This window comes from Enterovirga sp. GCM10030262 (assembly GCF_042666435.1).
In the GTDB taxonomy this organism is placed as follows: Bacteria; Pseudomonadota; Alphaproteobacteria; order Sphingomonadales; family Sphingomonadaceae; genus Allosphingosinicella.
Window position 1 is genome coordinate 692,137 of sequence record NZ_JBHTDC010000001.1, and the last position, 14,490, is coordinate 706,626.

General features: G+C 66.6%; 17 protein-coding genes and 1 tRNA gene. 4 read left to right on the forward strand and 14 right to left on the reverse strand.

The features are described from left to right. Positions 1-5: 5 nt before the first annotated feature. On the reverse strand, positions 6-716 hold the full coding sequence (locus tag ACFQRC_RS03415) for a polysaccharide biosynthesis/export family protein (RefSeq protein ID WP_379957760.1): 711 nt from the start codon (positions 714-716) through the stop codon (positions 6-8). 91 nt (positions 717-807) lie between these two features. Then, entirely contained in the window at positions 808-2,214 is a 1,407-nt protein-coding gene (locus ACFQRC_RS03420; protein WP_379957762.1) for an O-antigen ligase family protein, read from the reverse strand. 329 nt (positions 2,215-2,543) lie between these two features. Here ACFQRC_RS03420 and ACFQRC_RS03425 point away from each other — a divergent pair, with 329 nt between their 5' ends. Beyond that, positions 2,544-3,722, forward strand: coding sequence for an acetyl-CoA C-acetyltransferase (locus tag ACFQRC_RS03425; protein WP_379957764.1), 1,179 nt, complete (start codon positions 2,544-2,546; stop codon positions 3,720-3,722). 49 nt (positions 3,723-3,771) lie between these two features. Here ACFQRC_RS03425 and ACFQRC_RS03430 read toward each other — a convergent pair. From ACFQRC_RS03430 to ACFQRC_RS03480, 11 genes are all read right to left on the reverse strand, one after another. Continuing rightward, positions 3,772-3,846, reverse strand: a tRNA-Gln gene (locus tag ACFQRC_RS03430). Positions 3,847-3,895: 49 nt separating this feature from the next. After that, a complete protein-coding gene (locus ACFQRC_RS03435; RefSeq protein ID WP_379957766.1) occupies positions 3,896-4,783 on the reverse strand; it encodes a branched-chain amino acid aminotransferase in 888 nt (295 codons plus the stop codon). A gap of 211 nt (positions 4,784-4,994) precedes the next feature. After that, a complete protein-coding gene (locus ACFQRC_RS03440) occupies positions 4,995-5,291 on the reverse strand; it encodes a HigA family addiction module antitoxin (RefSeq protein ID WP_379957768.1) in 297 nt (98 codons plus the stop codon). Then, positions 5,291-5,578, reverse strand: coding sequence for a type II toxin-antitoxin system RelE/ParE family toxin (locus ACFQRC_RS03445; protein WP_379957770.1), 288 nt, complete (start codon positions 5,576-5,578; stop codon positions 5,291-5,293). The genes ACFQRC_RS03440 and ACFQRC_RS03445 overlap by 1 nt, the downstream gene beginning before the upstream one ends. A 42-nt stretch (positions 5,579-5,620) precedes the next feature. Continuing rightward, positions 5,621-6,451 (reverse strand): pyrroline-5-carboxylate reductase family protein, encoded by an 831-nt coding sequence (locus ACFQRC_RS03450; protein ID WP_379957772.1) that lies wholly within the window; start codon positions 6,449-6,451, stop codon positions 5,621-5,623. 112 nt (positions 6,452-6,563) lie between these two features. Then, entirely contained in the window at positions 6,564-7,076 is a 513-nt protein-coding gene (locus ACFQRC_RS03455; protein ID WP_379957774.1) for a YbjN domain-containing protein, read from the reverse strand. A gap of 94 nt (positions 7,077-7,170) precedes the next feature. After that, the gene (locus ACFQRC_RS03460; RefSeq protein ID WP_379957776.1) at positions 7,171-7,479 is read right to left on the reverse strand and encodes an accessory factor UbiK family protein; all 309 of its coding nucleotides are present in this window, start codon (positions 7,477-7,479) and stop codon (positions 7,171-7,173) included. A gap of 21 nt (positions 7,480-7,500) precedes the next feature. Continuing rightward, positions 7,501-8,055 carry a TspO/MBR family protein gene (locus ACFQRC_RS03465; protein ID WP_379957778.1) on the reverse strand — a complete coding sequence of 185 codons (555 nt, stop codon included), beginning with the start codon at positions 8,053-8,055 and terminating at the stop codon, positions 7,501-7,503. 11 nt (positions 8,056-8,066) lie between these two features. Next, on the reverse strand, positions 8,067-11,168 hold the full coding sequence (locus ACFQRC_RS03470; RefSeq protein WP_379957780.1) for an efflux RND transporter permease subunit: 3,102 nt from the start codon (positions 11,166-11,168) through the stop codon (positions 8,067-8,069). A gap of 160 nt (positions 11,169-11,328) precedes the next feature. Continuing rightward, positions 11,329-12,375 (reverse strand): efflux RND transporter periplasmic adaptor subunit, encoded by a 1,047-nt coding sequence (locus ACFQRC_RS03475; protein WP_379957782.1) that lies wholly within the window; start codon positions 12,373-12,375, stop codon positions 11,329-11,331. Between the two features lie 58 nt (positions 12,376-12,433). Further along, on the reverse strand, positions 12,434-13,168 hold the full coding sequence (locus ACFQRC_RS03480; RefSeq protein ID WP_379957784.1) for a TlyA family RNA methyltransferase: 735 nt from the start codon (positions 13,166-13,168) through the stop codon (positions 12,434-12,436). 64 nt (positions 13,169-13,232) lie between these two features. Between ACFQRC_RS03480 and ACFQRC_RS03485 the strand changes: the two genes are divergently transcribed. From ACFQRC_RS03485 to ACFQRC_RS03495, 3 genes are read left to right on the forward strand one after another with little or no spacing between them, the layout of a single operon-like run. Further along, positions 13,233-13,652, forward strand: a complete 420-nt coding sequence (locus ACFQRC_RS03485) for a DUF6766 family protein (RefSeq protein WP_379957786.1) — start codon at positions 13,233-13,235, stop codon at positions 13,650-13,652. A gap of 55 nt (positions 13,653-13,707) precedes the next feature. Continuing rightward, positions 13,708-13,935 carry an antitoxin MazE-like protein gene (locus tag ACFQRC_RS03490; RefSeq protein WP_379957788.1) on the forward strand — a complete coding sequence of 76 codons (228 nt, stop codon included), beginning with the start codon at positions 13,708-13,710 and terminating at the stop codon, positions 13,933-13,935. Continuing rightward, positions 13,932-14,261, forward strand: coding sequence for a type II toxin-antitoxin system PemK/MazF family toxin (locus tag ACFQRC_RS03495; protein ID WP_379957790.1), 330 nt, complete (start codon positions 13,932-13,934; stop codon positions 14,259-14,261). The genes ACFQRC_RS03490 and ACFQRC_RS03495 overlap by 4 nt, the downstream gene beginning before the upstream one ends. Here ACFQRC_RS03495 and ACFQRC_RS03500 read toward each other — a convergent pair whose 3' ends face one another. Next, a complete protein-coding gene (locus ACFQRC_RS03500) occupies positions 14,262-14,486 on the reverse strand; it encodes a hypothetical protein (RefSeq protein WP_379957792.1) in 225 nt (74 codons plus the stop codon). Between the last annotated feature and the right edge of the window lie 4 nt (positions 14,487-14,490).

The following is a 14,490-nucleotide window of genomic DNA, read 5'->3' on the forward strand; positions in this document are numbered from 1 at the left end:
CCGGCTCAATTGTTATTACCCGAACCCGCGATCGGGCGGAAAATGCCCGCGATAAGCGGCGAAGCGGAGAGGATGTCGCGATAGATCTGACGGCCGTTCGACGCGCCGACGACGACGATGTCGTTGCCGAATATGGCCGGATCCTCGGCAATCCCCCGCCTTATGTCCACCAGGTTGAACGCCGCCGCCATGCGCTGCCCGTCGATCGTCCGAAAGATCACCACGTCGTCGAGCGAAGCGATCTCGTTCGGTCCGCGGGCCAGCGCCAAGGCTTGCAGAAGCGTCGTGCGGCCTTCGATCGGGAAGACGCCGGCGGCGTTGACCGCGCCTTCGACGGTGACCTTGCGCTGCGCCGACGAATTCACCGCCACCGTCACCTGCGGATCGACCAGATAGCGCTGGCCCAGCTTGGCGGCGATGTCGTTCGCGAGCTCTTCGGCGGTGCGGCCGGCGGCCTGGACGGGGCCGATCAGCGGGAAGATGATGCCGCCCCCGGAATCGACCTTCACCTCTTCGAGAGACAGACCTTCTTCCTGAAAGGTGGAGATGCTGATGACATCGAACGCGCCGATCCTGTACTCGCTCACGGCGGGGATCTGCGTGGACGATGGAAAGGTGCGATAGGCCTCCGCGCCCATCGGAACGACGGGGCGGGTGGACGCGCAACCGGCCAGGGCGATGCACGCCATGCCTGCGGTGAAAGCTACTCGGATCATGCTGCCTCTCTAGACGGGCTTCTATTCAGAGGAAAGGCGAAAAAGGGGCTGCGCGGCTGCGCGCCCGGCCGGATTCGCGGTGTTTATCATGCTATTGCCGGGGCATGCGCTCGGGCCTGCGCGCGCCCGTGGCGGGCAGCGGCATCAACAGGCCCATCAGGAGCGCGAAGGTTATCGCGAGCGAGGACGTGCGCAAGGAGTAATCGACCACCGAATGGGCCAGCAGCACTACGATACCGGCGGCCGCGGCGGCGCACAGGGGGGCATATTTGCGCGGCAGCTCACTCCTGAACGCGGCGGCGACGGCCCAGGCGAACAATGCCATGAAGCAGATGACGAGGAAAATTCCGATCGCTCCCATCTCGAGCGCTATCTCGAGATAGTCGTTATGAGCATGATTGACATATCGGTCCTTGACCGTGTCCAATTCCTCCGCGGTTTGGAAAATTGGAACAAAGGTGCCGAGCCCGGAGCCAAGCGGCATATATTGCCCAATCAGGTCCATGATGACCGGCCATATCTGGAACCGCAGGTCGCTTTCGGCGTCGTCGAACCGTCCCAGCACGTAGCTGAACAGATCCGGCCGGACGAAGATAAGCACGGCCCCGATGGCGCCGGCGACCAATGCGGCGATACCAAGCGACCTTCCCCCTTTGCGGAAGCCGAGCGCGATGACCCCACAAGCCACGAGCGCGGGGATCGACAAGGCGATGCCGGTGCGCGAGGCGGTCGCGACCAGATTGACGACCACAAACGCGACGACGATCGCGCCGATCAGCGCGGGCACCAGCGGCGATTTCGCAAGGGCCTCCCGGTTCACCCGGTACACGGCGCTGGCCAGCAAGGCGCCGATCAAGGTGAAATCGGCCTGGTGGTTGCGGTTGGTGAAGAAGCCGACCGAATAACCCTCATGGGTGGTCTGGTAGAGATAGAGGGAATCGGTCTGGCTGGCGAATTGCAGCAACCCCACGACGAGCGATGCCGCCGCCGCGACCATGACCACCAACGCAAGCCGCTGCCGCTCCCACGCCCGCATCTCGAACATCGCCAGGAACAAGGCGATCGGCGGGAGCAAAGTGAGGATCGTCTCCCGCGTCGCGCTGGCGTCGAGCGTCAGCGGCCTGGCGCCGCCGGCTTCCCCGATCCGCTCCAGGATGGTCGCGGCTTCCGGCGCCCCGGAGGTCGCGGCCCAGAGGCTGTAAGGGAGCGGCACCAGTTGCAAGAATGCAACCGCCAACGTGGCGAGTATCAGGACGATGGCGGCCGTGGAGAGGCGCGATTCAGCGGCCGTCCTGCGCGACAGCGCCAGCCAGACCAGCAGCCAGACCGCGAGGATCTGGAACAGCGCCTCCGAAAGCGGCGTACCCGAAGAGCGTCCGCCCAGCGTGACCGCGGACAGGACCAGAAGCAAGCTGAGATAGAATCCCAGGCGTTGCGAGAAAGGCTCGCTCTTGCCGCTCGCGGATGTCACGCGGTGACCGGCCGACGCGACGGACATGGGGCGCCGGCGGACCGGGGCGACCGAAATCGCGCGCACGCATGGATCGCGACACCGCCAGTTCCTGCAAACTTCACCTACGCACCCCCGGAGCTTCCCTATGTTGCGCTCGGTATCGCGGCCCCCGACCTGAATCAAGTGCCGGTCGGCACCGAAGCGACGGGAAGTGACAAGGAATTCGAAACGGACGCGGGCGGCGCAAAGCGATGGAGCGAAGCCGCAGCCGCAAGGGGCTTCGCGGCAACCGCGGGCCGTGCCATGAAGGCGGCGGAAAAATTTCGGACAAGCGGACGCAGGCAGAACCGTCCCGGCAGGAAAAGAGGCAATCGATGGCCGAGGCTTATATCGTCGAAGCGTTGCGAACGGCCGGCGGCCGGCGCGGCGGCGCGCTGGCCGGCTGGCACCCCGCCGATCTGGGGGCCGAGATACTGGACGCCCTGGTCGCCCGCGGCGGGATCGATTCCGCCGCGGTGGACGATGTCATCCTGGGTTGCGTCAGCCAGGTGGGAGAGCAGAGCTTCCATGTCGGCCGCAACGCCGTGCTGGCCTCCAGGCTGCCCGACAGCGTCCCCGCGGTCACCATCGACCGGCAATGCGGTTCCTCCCAGCAGGCGCTCCACTTCGCCGCCCAGGCGGTAATGAGCGGCACCCAGGATGTCGTCATCGCCGCCGGCGTCGAGAGCATGACCCGTGTCCCCATGGGCACGCCCTTCATCCTGTCCGCCAAGGCCGGCCTCGGCGAGGGCCCGTGGAGCCGGCGCATCAAGGAGCGCTATGGCGTCGCCGAATTCAGCCAGTTCACCGGCGCCGAGATGATCGCCGACAAATACGGACTGACCCGCGAGAATATGGACGCCTTTGCCCTCGACAGCCACCGCAAGGCGGCGGCCGCGACCGAGAGCGGCGCCTTCGCCGACGAGATCGTCGCGCTCCCCTTCACCCGCGCCGACGGCTCGGAAGCGGTCCACGACTGGGATGAAGGCATACGCTACGACGCCTCGCCGGAGGGGATGGCCGGCGTCAAATTGCTCAGGGAAGGGGGCCGCGTCACCGCTGCCAATGCCAGCCAGGTCTGCGACGGCGCCAGCGGCGTGCTGGTCGTGAGCGAGCGGGCCTTGAAGACGCACGGCCTGACCCCGCTCGCCCGCATTCACGCCCTCGCCGTCACCGCCGGCGACCCGGTGATCATGCTGGAGGAGCCGATCCCCGCCACCCGCCGCGTACTCGACCGGGCGGGCCTGGATCTCGGCGACATCGACCTGTTCGAGGTCAACGAGGCTTTCGCCAGCGTCCCACTCGCCTGGCTCCAGGCGACCGGCGCCGATCCGGCGCGGCTCAACGTCCATGGCGGCGCGATCGCGCTCGGCCATCCGCTCGGCGCGTCGGGGACCAAGCTGATGGCGACCCTCGTCCATGCGCTCCGCGCGCGCGGCCAGCGCTGGGGGCTCCAGACAATGTGCGAAGGCGGCGGCATCGCCAACGCCACCATCGTCGAGGCGCTCGCCTGATCGCGGAAGGGTTCGATGTGGCGATCGTCGTCGGCGGACGACGGCGCTCTGGCTGGGGCGGCAGGATTCGAACCTGCGAATGCCGGCATCAAAAGCCGGTGCCTTACCACTTGGCGACGCCCCAGCATGGCGCGCTGGCGGCCTTATAGCCGCGCGAAGCCGCAGCGAAAGGGCTAAGTGTTCGTCCGCTTGTTGACCAGGTCGAGATAATCCTGACGAAGCTGGAGGGTGAGCGCGCCGACCTCGAAATTCCACGGTCCCGCCTCGGCCACCGGGGTCACCTCGGCCGCGCTGCCGGTGAGGAAGAATTGCTCGAAGCCCTCCAGCTCCTCCGGCCAGATCTTGCGTTCGACCACCTCGACGCCGCGCTTGCGGGCGAGGTCGATCACGGTGCGGCGGGTGATGCCGTCGAGGAAGCAGTCCGGCACGGGCGTGTGGATCGCGCCGTCCTTGACGAAGAAGGCGTTGGCGCCGGTCGCCTCGGCGACCTGGCCGCGCCAGTCGAACATCAGGGCGTCGTTATAGCCTTTGTTCTCGGCGGCGTGCTTGGCCATGGTGCAGATCATGTAGAGGCCGGCCGCCTTGGCGTCGGTCGGCGCGGTGTAGGGGGCGGGGCGGCGCCAGGGCGAGATGTCGAGCCGGATGCCCTTCCTCGCCGCCTCGTCGCCGAAATAGGCGCCCCAGGTCCAGCAGGCGATGGCGAGGTGCGGCCTGGTGCGCTGCGCGGCGACCCCCATCTGCTCGGACCCGCGCCAGGCCACCGGGCGCATATAGGCGTCGACGAGCCCGTTGGCCTTCAGCGTCTCGCGGCAGGCGGCGTCGATCTGGTCGGCGCTCCAGGGGAGGTCGAAGCCGAGGATCGACGCGCTCCTGCGCAGCCGGGCGCTGTGCTCGGACAGCTTGAAAATCTCGCCGCCATAAGCGCGCTGCCCCTCGAACACCGACGAGGCGTAATGGAGCGCATGGGTCAGGATGTGGATGTTGGCCTCGCGCCAGGGCCGCAATTCGCCGTCGAACCAGATCCACCCGTCGCGGTCGTCATAGCTGCGCTGGTCGGTCATGCCATTTGCCCTCGAGTCCCGCGTGGATGGAATGCCCGCGCGATAAGGCTGACCGCTCGGTCGGTCAACTTCGGCGCCGGCGGAAAGGGTCGCCTGAGGGATCGCGTCCGCAGCACCAGCGCCCGCAACCCGTCCTCCGCGCCCAGCGCGTTGAGCCCCGTTTCGGTCGTGCCGCCGGGGCTGGCGACGCGGCGGGCGTGTTCTTGCAGCCTCAGGCGGCGATGGGGGCCACGTCGATGTCGGCTTCGTGGGCGCGGGCCAAAGCGAGCTCATAGACGGCCTGCATCCGGAGGAGCGTGTCGGCCCGGACGCCGAAAGCCTTCTCGAAGCGAATCGCCATGTCGGCGGAGAGGCCGGCGCGGCCGTTGAGGAGCGCGCTGACGGCCTGGCGGGTGACGCCGAAATGGCGCGCGAGCTTGCTGACGTTGAGGCCGTGCGGGGCGACGATCTCGGTCGCGAGCCAGTCTCCCGGGTGGACGGCGAGCGTGGGATGCATGGTCATGGCCATCAGTGATAATCCTCCAAATCCAGATCGGTGATCGCCTGTTCGCGGCTGAGCCTGAACGTCATCCGCCAGTTGCGAGTCACCGTCATCGACCATGTGCCGCTCCTGTCGCCGGTCAGCCGGTGAAGGCCATAGTTCGGCGGGACAACCAGCTCGTCGAGCGACGCGGCGCTGTCGATATAGGCCAGCATCTTGCGCAGCCGCTCGACAATATCCCCAGGCAGTCCGCACGCGTTTCCGGTTTCGAAATACCGACGCAACGCCTTGTGTGTGATACTCTCGATATCCACGAGCCTATGTAGCGCGAGGGGCTACGCATGTCAAGCGTGGCTTTACAGTTTTGGACTGGCCCGCGCCGCCTCCGCCATCTCCTGCCCCCGCCGCCGCGACGCCTCCAGCGTGCGAAGGATCAGCGCGCGGAGGCCGTCCTCCGCGTCCAGAACATTGAGCCCCGCCTCGGTGGTGCCGCCGGGGCTGGCGACCCTTCGCGCGAGTTGCGCCGGCGTCTCGTCGGACGTGGCGGCCAGCGCGGCGGCGCCTTCCGCCATCAGAGCGGCGAGGCGGGAGGCCTGCGCGGGCGGGAGGCCGAGCTCGGCGCTGGCGGCGGCCAGCGCGTCGAGGAAGCGGTAGAGGAAGGCGGGAGCGGCGGCGGTCAGGTTGGAGGCGAGGCCGAAATAGGCTTCGTCCTCGAACCACAGAGCCTGGCCGAGGGCGGACATCAGCTGCTCGACGTCGGCGCGGGCCTTGGCGTCCCCGGTATCGGTGTGGAGCTCGACCACGCCTTTGTTGATGCCGACGGGGAGGTTCGGCATCGCCTTGACGATGGCGCGCGGGCCGGGAAAGCGGGAGCGGAGCGCGGCGAGCTCGACGCCGGCGAGGATCGAGATCAGGATCGTCTCGCGCTCCAGCACGGGAGCGATCCCGGGGGCGATTTCATCAAGCTTCTGCGGCTTGACGCCGAGCATGAGCAAAGCGGGAACTTCGTCCTCGGGGAGCACGGTGACGGTGCGGATGCCGGGTGCCGGCTGGCGGCCGCTGGGGCGGATGACGGTGACTTGAGCGGGGTCCAGGCCCGCGGCCAGCCAGCCGTCGAGCATCGCGCCCGCCATGTTGCCGCAGCCGATCAGCCAGAGCGGGCCGGGAATTTGGATTGGGGTGTTCATCTTCCCTCCGTCATCCCCGCGAAAGCGAAGATCCCGCTATTATGCGTCCGTCGGCGAAGAAAGAAGCGGGATTCCCGCCTTCGCGGGAATGACGAAGCTGAGAGACTCCGACCTACGCCTCGCCCTGGGTCTCGATGAGCGCGGCGGCGATGGCTTCCTGCGGGGTCTTGTCGGCCCACAGGACGAATTGGAAGACCGGGTAGAAACGCTCGCATTCCTCGATCGCGGCTTCGACCAGGGTCTCGGCCTGCTGGAGGGTAAGCGTCCCGCCCTCCTCGCCTTCGAGCAAGGCGGCGTGGCGGAAGAGGACGAGGCCGGAGGTGGCCCAGAGCTCGAAATGGCCGAGCCAGAGCTGCTCGTTGATGAGGCCGATCGTCTCATAGGTCTGGCCGCGCTTGTCGGCGGGGACGCGAATGTCGGGCAGCGCGAGGAACTGGAGGACATTGTCGTCGTCCCGCCAGATCGCGCGCAATTCATATTGCGCCCAGCTTCCCTGGAAAGTGGCGACGATCTCCTCGTCGCCGTTCCTCTCATAGGCCCAGCCATGCGCGTTGAAATAATGTTCGAGCATGTCGATGGGGGCGCTGGTCTCGCGCTCCATCTCGAACTCGTCGACGTCCATCATTCAGCTTCCCACGCTCTTTCCCACGGCCGAATCGTGCACCGGCACTCGCCCGAGCGCAAGGGCGGGCGTGGTTGCGCTGCAACAAAGTTGTGGATTAGTCGCCCCGCCCGGCCTTGGGCGTGGCCGGCTTCTTTGCCTTGGCGCGGGGGGGCGTCGGCGCGGCGCCGGCGGCATCGAGCGCATCGATCCGGGCCTTCAGCGCCTGGTTTTCCTCGCGCGCGGCGACGGCGATCGCCTTCACCGCCTCGAATTCGTCGCGGCTTACCATGTCGAGCCCGCCGATCCATTCGCGCATCCGCTCGCGAAAGCCTGCTTCCGCTTCGCGTCCCATGCCGGCGAAGGTGCCGGCGGCGCCGTTCAGGACCTTGACGAAATCGTCGAACAGGCGGTTTTCGGACTGCATCTCGTCTCTCCTCGGCGTCGTTCAGAGGGAGATATCGGCGCTGCCCGCCCGCGGCACAAGGGTCTCCGCGCCCGGGTTGAGCGTCGCGATCCCCAAGGTGAGGTAGGCGGCGAAGCAGAGCCAGGCGAGATAGGGCAGCAGCAGCAAGGCGGCCGCCTTTCGGATCCGGGCGAAGAGCAAGGCGGCGGCGAGGGTGAGCACGATCATCGCGGCGATCATGCCGAGCGCCAGATCGACCTTGTGATAGGCAAAGAAGGCCGGCGACCAGGCATAGTTGATCAGGAGTTGGGCGACGAACAGGCCGATCGCCCTCTCCCGCCCCCTCGCGCCGCGCGCGTGCAGGATCATTGCAAGGGCGAGACCGAGCAGGATGTAAAGGAAGGTCCAGGCGGCGCCGAACACCCATCCGGGCGGCATCGCCTCGGGCTTGGCCAGCGCGGCGAACCAGGCATTGCCGTAGCCGCTGTTCGACGCACGCCCCGAGAGGATGCCGAGCAAAAGGACCAGCGGTACGACAAAGAGGGCATAACGCAGGAACGACATGCGCAGCTGCGCCTTGGATGCGATCCCCGTCATCGATTTTCCCCTTACTCCGCCGGAAGCGGTCGCGCCATTTGCGCCTCCAGCTTGCGGCTCACTTCTTCCGGAGACCCCGTAAAGCGCGCGAGCCGAGAGTAAAGGACGGGAATCAGGAAAAGCGTGATGGCCGTCGCGATCGTGACGCCCCACACGATGACCACGCCGATGGCGGTGCGGGCGGCGGCGCCGGCGCCGGTGGCAAGCATGAGAGGCACGGCGCCGGCCACGGTCGCGATGGAGGTCATCAGGATTGGGCGCAGGCGCCGGCGCGAGGCTTCGCGGATGGCGGCCCCGATATCTTGACCGGCGTCGCGCAGCTGGTTGGCGAATTCGACGATAAGAATGCCGTTCTTGGCGGCGAGGCCGACCAGCATGACGATGCCGACCTGGCTGTAGAGGTTGAGCGTCTGGCCCATGAGCGCGAGGCCGATGACGCCGCCCGCAACGGCAAGCGGCACGGTCGTGATAATGACGCCCGGGTGGACGAAGCTTTCGAACTGGGCGGCGAGGAGCAAATAGACGATCAGGATCGTCAGCGCGAACACGATCACGATCGAGCCGCCCGCCTCCCTCAAGGACTTGCTCTCACCACGATAGCCGATGGCGGTGACTTCGGGCGACGCTATCGCCTGCGCCTCCAGCCAATCGAGGGCCGCGCCGAGCGAATAGCCCGGTGCCAGGCCGCCTTCCAGCGTGATCGCGCGAAGCTTGTTGAAACGGCCGAGCTCCCGCGCTCCCGCCGTTTCCTGGGTGGTCACGAGGTTCGACAGCGGCACCAGAGCGCCGGTGCGGCTCCTCACGTAAATGGAGGCAAGGTCGGCTTCCGTGGCACGCTCCGGCCCTTCGGCCTGGACGACGACGCGATATTCCTCGCCCCGGTCGATATAGGTGGTCACGCGCCGCGAACCGAGCAACGTCTGGAGCGCCTGGCTCACCTCGTTGACCGAAACGCCCAGATCGCCCGCCCGCGTCGTGTCCACCTCGATGCGGAGCTGGGGCTTGGTTTCCTTATAATCGGAATCGAGGTTGATGATCCCGGGATTGCTCTGGGCGGCGGCCAGGATCCGGTCGCGCGCCACAACGAGGTCCTCGTACGTGTTGCCGGCAATGACGAAGCTGATCGGCTGGCCCCGCCCCCGACCCAGCGACGAGCGCACCGCTGCGTTGCCGCGCACCGCCGGCAGGGTGGACAAGCGCCGGTTGACTTCGTCCACCACATCCTGGGTCGTCTTCTCACGCTCCTCCCAGGGTTTCAGGAAGACGGTGATCGCGCCGCTGTTGAAATCGTCGCTCGCGCCGAATCCGCCGGGTGTGCGGGTGATGACCGTGCGAACCGCCCCCTCGTCCAGGAGCGGGAGCAGCAGCGATTGGGCGGCGAGCACATATTCGTCCATCTGCCGATAGCCGGTGCCGAGGGGTGCGGTGACATTGGCGGAAAGGACGCCGACATCTTCCGCCGGAGCCAGCTCCGATTCCAGGGTCAGGAACAGCGCGCCCGCGACGAGGAGCAGCCCACCGACCGCGGCCGCGGGAATGAGCGGCCGGTTGATCGCGCCGTCGAGGCGTCGGGCATACCAGGCCTCCAGCCCCTTGAGCCGCGCGTCGATCCAGCGCGCCAGCCGCCCGCGCTCCTCATTGCGCAGAAGCTTGGAGCAGAGCATCGGCGCCAGGCTCAAGGCGAGGAACCCCGAAAAGGCGACGGCGCCGATCATCGCCGCCGCGAGCTCGCGGAAGAGGAGGCCCGTGGTGCCGGCGATGAACATGACGGGGACGAACACCGCGCACACGACCAAAGTGGTGGAGACGATGGCGAACGCGACCTGCCGCGCGCCCTGATAAGCGGCGACGAGCGGCGGATCGCCCTCCTCGATGCGGTGATAGATGTTCTCGAGCATGACGATGGCGTCGTCGACGACGATGCCGATCGACAGCACCAGCGCCAGCAGGGTGAGCAGGTTGATCGAATAGCCGAGCATCCACAAGACGGCGAAGCTCGCCAGCATGCAGATCGGCACCGTCACCGCCGGGATCAGCGTGGCGCGCCAGCTTCCCAGGAACAGGAAGATGACCAGCACGACCAGCACCGCCGCTTCGGCCAGGGTCACCCATACCTTCTCGATGGCGCGGTTGATGAATTCGGAATCGTCGGACCCGACCGAGATCGTCATTCCTTCGGGCAGGCTTGGCGCGATGTCCTTGGCCGCCTGCTTGGCCGCGTCGGCGACGGCGAGCGTATTCGCGCCCGACTGGCGCACGATGCCCAGGCCGACCGCCGGCTGGCCGTTGGAGCGGAAGGCGGAATAGGGGTTTTCCGGCCCTTCCTCGACCCGGGCCACGTCGCCGATGCGGACGAGATAGCCGTCGTTACCGCGGCCGACGATCAGCGAGGAGAATTCAGTCGGCGTCGAGAAAGGCCGTTCGACGCGCAAGGTGACGTTCTGGGCAGCCGATTCCAGCCGCCCGGCGGGGAGCTCGACATTCTGCGTCCTGAGCGCCGCCTCGACATCGGCGGGGGTAAGGCCATAGGCCGCCAGCCGATCGGGCTTGAGCCAGATCCGCATCGCTGGCCGCGCGTCGCCGGCGACGAACACGCGCGCCACGCCGTCGATGGAGGAGAAGCGATCGACGATATTGCGGTCGACATAATCGCTGAGCCGCAGGCGATCCCAGCCGGGCTTGGAGATGACCAGGAACATGATCGGCGAGGCGCTGGAATCGGCCTTGCGCACTTCGGGAGGCCGCGCCTCGTCGGGGAGATCGTCGCTCGCGCTGCCGATGCGGTCGCGCACATCGTTGGCGGCCACATCGACATCGCGGCCCGGCGCGAACTCAAGCGTGATGTCGGATTCGCCGTCCTGCGACCGGGAGGTGATCGTCTCCAGTCCCTCGATGCCCGACAGCCGCTCCTCCAGAACCTGGGTGATGCGGCTTTCAACGACGCTAGCGGCGGCGCCCGTATAGACGGTGTCGACCGACACGACCGGCGGATCGACGTCCGGATATTCGCGAATGGAGAGGCTGAAGAAGCCGACGATGCCGACCACCACCGTCAGCATTGCGAGAACGGCGGCGAAGACCGGGCGTTTGACGGAGATGTCGGAGAGTTTCATCGGGCCACCGCCGCTCCGGGGCCGTCTTTCCCCTCACCTTCCGTCATTCCCGCGAAAGCGGGAATCCCGCTTTGTCTTTCACCGGCGAGGAATACAAAGAAGCGGGATTCCCGCTTTCGCGGGAATGACGAGGAGAGGGGATCGCGACCAATCACCGACGCTAACCGCCCTTGGCCATGCGGCCGGCGCCGGGGGGCTCGGCATTTTTCGGGCCGGCCAGTCTCACCTTCATGCCGTCGGTGAGCTTGACCACGCCTTCCGTCACGACCTGCTGCCCCGGCCGAAGCCCGTCGAGTATCTCGATCCTCCCCTGCGAGCGAAGCCCCGTCCGCACCTCCGTCCGGCGGGCCACGCCGTCTTCGCCGACCACGAAGACGAAACGCGCGTCGCCCTCGCCGATGACGGCGAGTTCGGGCACCGACAGCGACGTGCGCGGCTCGGTCTCGATCGCGACGGTGAGCAGCATTCCCGGCTTCAGCTTGCGGTCTGGATTGGGGATCATGGCGCGCACGGTCACCGCGCGGGTCGCCGGATCGATGACCGGCGCGATCGTATCGATCTGCCCGCGAAAAGGCTGGTCCGGCCAGGCGGCCGCCGTCGCCACGATCGATTGCCCCGGCCGGATCGCCGACAGCATCGTCTCGGGCACCGCGAAATCGAGCTTGATCGGGCTCACGTCGCTGATCGTCACGATCTCGTCGCCGGCGCTCACCACCGCGCCGCGTGAAATGTTCCTGAGCGACACCCAGCCGGAAAAAGGCGCTTCGACGATGCGGTCGCCGATCTGCGCCTGGGCGCCCGCCGCCGCCGCCCGCGCCTGCGCGGCCAGCGCCGCCTGCGCGTCGAGGCTGCTCTGCGTCGCGAAGCCCCGCTCCCTCAGAGCCTCCACCCGGTCCAGTTGCTGTCCGGCTTCGCGGGCCCGGGCCTGAGCCTCGTTCAGCTGCGCATTCTCTTCCGATACCGCCAACACGGCGATCGTCTGCCCGCGCGTGACGAAATCGCCATCCTCGAAATTGAGGCGCACGATCCGCTCGGTCACGGGCGCGGCGAGCGTCACCTGTTCGTTGGCGCGCGCCGTCCCAACCGCGTCGATCGTCTCGACGAATCGCATCGTGGAGGCGGCGTCCACCGTGACCAACGGCGCCGCCCGGTCGCGCTCCTCGGCGCCGCCGCCGCCGCACGCGGACGCGAGGCCAAACGACGCCAACAAAATGATAATTCGGAGCTTGTGCACCGGAGGCCGCTAACCCTTGACGAACCGTTGTTCAAGTGCGGTAACCCGCAATCAGGAACTCGACATTTCCCTCCGGCCCCGTGATCGGGCTCCGGGTCAACCCCGCGACCCGCCATCCGCGCGATTCCAGCCACTTGGCGACGGAATCGCATACGCGCTCGTGGACCGCGGGGTCGCGCACGACGCCGCCCTTGCCGATCTCGCTCCGCTCCGCCTCGAACTGGGGCTTGACGAGCGCGATCAGCCGCCCGTCTGGCCTGGCGAAATCGAGCGCGGTGTGGAGCACCTTGGCGAGGCCGATGAAGCTCGCGTCGCAGACGATCAGGTCGACCGGCTCGGTGATGATCGCGCCGGTGAGATAGCGCGCATTGGTCTGTTCATGCACGGCGACGCGCGGATCCTGCCTGAGCTTCCAGGCGAGCTGGTTGGTGCCGCTGTCGATCGCGAAGACCTTCGCCGCCCCCCGTTGCAGCAGCACATCGGTGAACCCGCCGGTCGACGACCCCACGTCGATCGCCACTGCTCCGGCGACGTCCCAGCCGAAATGGTCCAGCCCATGCGCCAGCTTGATCCCGCCCCGCGACACCCAGGGATGCTCCTTGCCCCGCACCTCCAGCGGGGCGTCGGCGGCGAGGGCCTGCCCCGCTTTGTCGACCTTGCGTTCGCCGGAATAGACGAGCCCGGCGAGGATCAGCGCCTGCGCCCTGGCGCGGCTTTCGACGAAGCCGCGCTCCACCAGCATCTGGTCCGCCCTGGTCTTGACCATATCGCTCCGGAACCTCCGCCCAACCAGCCACGTTTCGCTCCCGAAAGAACAAGGGGGCCACATCATGAAACCCGGTATCTTCAAGAAATATGCTTATGCCTGGATAACGGCGGGCTTCTTCCTTGTCTCGATCCTACTGCACTGGATGTTCGGCTGGTACGCGTTCGTGGACGAGGCGCGCGAGCATGGCCAGAGCCCCGAAATGTCCGGTTATCTGATCGAGATGGGCCGGGACACGTTCGAGAACTGGCAGTCCGAATTCCTGCAATTGCTCTGGCAGGTCGTCGGCCTCGCTTATTTCCTCTACATCGGTTCACCTTCGTCGAAAGAGAATGACGACCGCCTGGAAGCCAAGATCGACAAACTGATCGAGCTTCAGGCCGGCGCGAAGGCCAAGGGCATGATCGAGGATATCGACGAACGCTATTTGCGCCACCACGGCCACGCCGCCCCGCATGGGAAAACGAGCGAGGGGCGCGAGTGAGGCGGGCGGGAGGCGCCTCTTGTACCGGCATGAGTAGCGCGCTACCTTGGATGGAATGAACGACTCCAGCCCAGCCTGCCAGGACAAGTTCCGCCGTTACCGCGCCCGAAAGAAGGCGGCGGGCCTGCGCGAGATCCGGATGTGGGTGCCAAACGTCGACGCGCCGGGATTTTGGGAGCGCTCCGTTAGGGCGGCCGCGATTTTGCGCAACGCGCCCGAAGAAGAGAAGACGATGCTCTTCATCGAGGCGCTGCAAGCGTCTGATCCGGAGGCTTGGGATTGAAGCGCGGCGATATCGTTACAGTCGCCCTCCCAGGAGACCAAGGCAAACCTCGGCCAGCCGTCATTGTCGAGACCGACCGCCTCGCCCCGACAGATCATGTCATTATTTGTCCGGGGACCAGTCATGTCCGGCAGGATGTCGGCCAACGACGCGTGTACGTAGCGCAGAGCGAAGCGAACGGTTTGCGAACGGCGACGCAGTTTCAGGTCGACAAGATCACTATCACGCGGCGCGGAAAGTGCGGCCCCGTGATCGGACACCTTGATGCGGCCAGCACCGATCGGCTCAACGGCGTGCTGGTTTTGGTCTTGGGATTGGCGGATTAGCTAGCGCCTAAGATCAACATGCTCTGCAAGGCGAATGCCCTTGCGCAACTCAGTCTTATAGGAATCTGGCATCCCCGCGCGACCCAGCAAATCGGGAAGGGAAACGCCCTTCAGAGCCTCCGCACGCTTTATCCCGAACAAGTGGATACGAACGACTTTCTGACTCGTGGAAGCGCCTTCATAATCAGCCTTCAATTCACGCGCTAATTCATGAAGATGGCTCATTCGG

Bases quoted from the DNA above. Each gene is read 5' to 3' on its own strand.
- ACFQRC_RS03415 (WP_379957760.1), bottom strand. From the start codon at position 716: ATGATCCGAGTAGCTTTCACCGCAGGCATGGCGTGCATCGCCCTGGCC.
- ACFQRC_RS03420 (WP_379957762.1), bottom strand. From the start codon at position 2,214: ATGTCCGTCGCGTCGGCCGGTCACCGCGTGACATCCGCGAGCGGCAAG.
- ACFQRC_RS03425 (WP_379957764.1), top strand. From the start codon at position 2,544: ATGGCCGAGGCTTATATCGTCGAAGCGTTGCGAACGGCCGGCGGCCGG.
- ACFQRC_RS03435 (WP_379957766.1), bottom strand. From the start codon at position 4,783: ATGACCGACCAGCGCAGCTATGACGACCGCGACGGGTGGATCTGGTTC.
- ACFQRC_RS03440 (WP_379957768.1), bottom strand. From the start codon at position 5,291: ATGGCCATGACCATGCATCCCACGCTCGCCGTCCACCCGGGAGACTGG.
- ACFQRC_RS03450 (WP_379957772.1), bottom strand. From the start codon at position 6,451: ATGAACACCCCAATCCAAATTCCCGGCCCGCTCTGGCTGATCGGCTGC.
- ACFQRC_RS03455 (WP_379957774.1), bottom strand. From the start codon at position 7,076: ATGATGGACGTCGACGAGTTCGAGATGGAGCGCGAGACCAGCGCCCCC.
- ACFQRC_RS03460 (WP_379957776.1), bottom strand. From the start codon at position 7,479: ATGCAGTCCGAAAACCGCCTGTTCGACGATTTCGTCAAGGTCCTGAAC.
- ACFQRC_RS03465 (WP_379957778.1), bottom strand. From the start codon at position 8,055: ATGACGGGGATCGCATCCAAGGCGCAGCTGCGCATGTCGTTCCTGCGT.
- ACFQRC_RS03470 (WP_379957780.1), bottom strand. From the start codon at position 11,168: ATGAAACTCTCCGACATCTCCGTCAAACGCCCGGTCTTCGCCGCCGTT.
- ACFQRC_RS03480 (WP_379957784.1), bottom strand. From the start codon at position 13,168: ATGGTCAAGACCAGGGCGGACCAGATGCTGGTGGAGCGCGGCTTCGTC.
- ACFQRC_RS03485 (WP_379957786.1), top strand. From the start codon at position 13,233: ATGAAACCCGGTATCTTCAAGAAATATGCTTATGCCTGGATAACGGCG.
- ACFQRC_RS03490 (WP_379957788.1), top strand. From the start codon at position 13,708: ATGAACGACTCCAGCCCAGCCTGCCAGGACAAGTTCCGCCGTTACCGC.
- ACFQRC_RS03500 (WP_379957792.1), bottom strand. From the start codon at position 14,486: ATGAGCCATCTTCATGAATTAGCGCGTGAATTGAAGGCTGATTATGAA.